This is a genomic window from Halomonas sp. 3F2F, from assembly GCF_014897805.1.
Lineage (GTDB): Bacteria > Pseudomonadota > Gammaproteobacteria > Pseudomonadales > Halomonadaceae > Vreelandella.
The window spans coordinates 1-1,102 of sequence record NZ_JABUZE010000093.1 but is presented as its reverse complement, the minus strand read 5'-3'; the positions used below and the strand labels follow the sequence as shown (position 1 = coordinate 1,102).

Here is a 1,102-nt window from a genome sequence, read left to right as displayed (position 1 = left end):
CCTGAATTCATAGAATAACTGCAGCACTTTGGATCATACGGTAGAGGCAGGAGGGCCAGCAGCGGTACCCTCTCCGCCTTACCGACCAAAGTGAAGCAGAGTATGGGATACCGACAACTGACCCAGGCACAACGATATCAAATTTTTGCCCATAGGGATGTAGGATTGAGCCAACGTCAGATTGCTCAACAGCTTGGCATTCACAGCAGTACCGTGAGCCGTGAGCTGAGACGTAATTCGGGTGCCAAGGGATATGAACCCGCACAAGCGCAGCGTTACAGCGATCAGAGACGCCGCTCCGCCTGGAAGTGGACAAAGCAACTCCCTAGCCTGATCAATGCCGTAGCTGACAGGCTTAGAGAAGAGTGGAGTCCAGAGCAGATTAGCGGTTTTATGGCGCCGTTGACGGGGATAGGAGTTAGTCATCAATGGGTCTATTCGCTGATCTGGGACGATAAGGCCAAGGGTGGCGATTTGTGGCGACACCTCCGCCAGCCCAAGCGTCGCAGTAAACATCGTGCCCATGCCAAAAGTGCAGGACTAGGCAAGATTCCTAAGCGTGTGGGGATAGAGCATCGGCCACCTGCTATCGAAAAACGCCTCACCATCGGTCACTGGGAAGGCGACACGGTGCTTTATGGGCACAAGCAAGCGGGGATAGTGACGTTGGTAGAGCGACGAAGTGGCTACTTGTTGGCGGCACGTCTGCCAAAGGTAACGGCAGAACTAACGCAGAGAGCCATGGTCCGTTTACTTAAGCCTCGTCGGGGCGCGGTGAAGACGATCACGCTAGACAATGGCTCGGAGTTTGCAGACCACGAGACGGTCGCAAAAGCGGTTAGCGCCTCCGTGTATTTCTGTGATCCTTACTGTTCAGGCCAGCGTGGGACAAACGAGAACACCAACGGCCTGATCAGGCAGTATTTTCCGAAAGGTACAGACTTCCGGAAGGTGACTAATGCAGAGCTGCGACGCGTTGTTCACAAGCTGAACGATAGACCCAGAAAGCGGCTGGGATATCGAACCCCAGCCCAGGTGTTTTTAGGAGAATATTCAGGAGCACTAGAAACCGCAGGTGCTGCACTTATTAGTTGAATTCAGG

1 protein-coding gene is annotated in these 1,102 nt (G+C 53.7%); it reads left to right on the top strand.

What is annotated here, in order from left to right:
* Positions 1-102 precede the first annotated feature (102 nt).
* Positions 103-1,095 carry an IS30 family transposase gene (locus INT21_RS10895; RefSeq protein WP_193054299.1) on the top strand — a complete coding sequence of 331 codons (993 nt, stop codon included), beginning with the start codon at positions 103-105 and terminating at the stop codon, positions 1,093-1,095.
* Positions 1,096-1,102 lie beyond the last annotated feature (7 nt).

Excerpts from the sequence above, each read along its gene's own strand:
- INT21_RS10895 (WP_193054299.1), top strand. The coding sequence starts at position 103 with ATGGGATACCGACAACTGACCCAGGCACAACGATATCAAATTTTTGCC.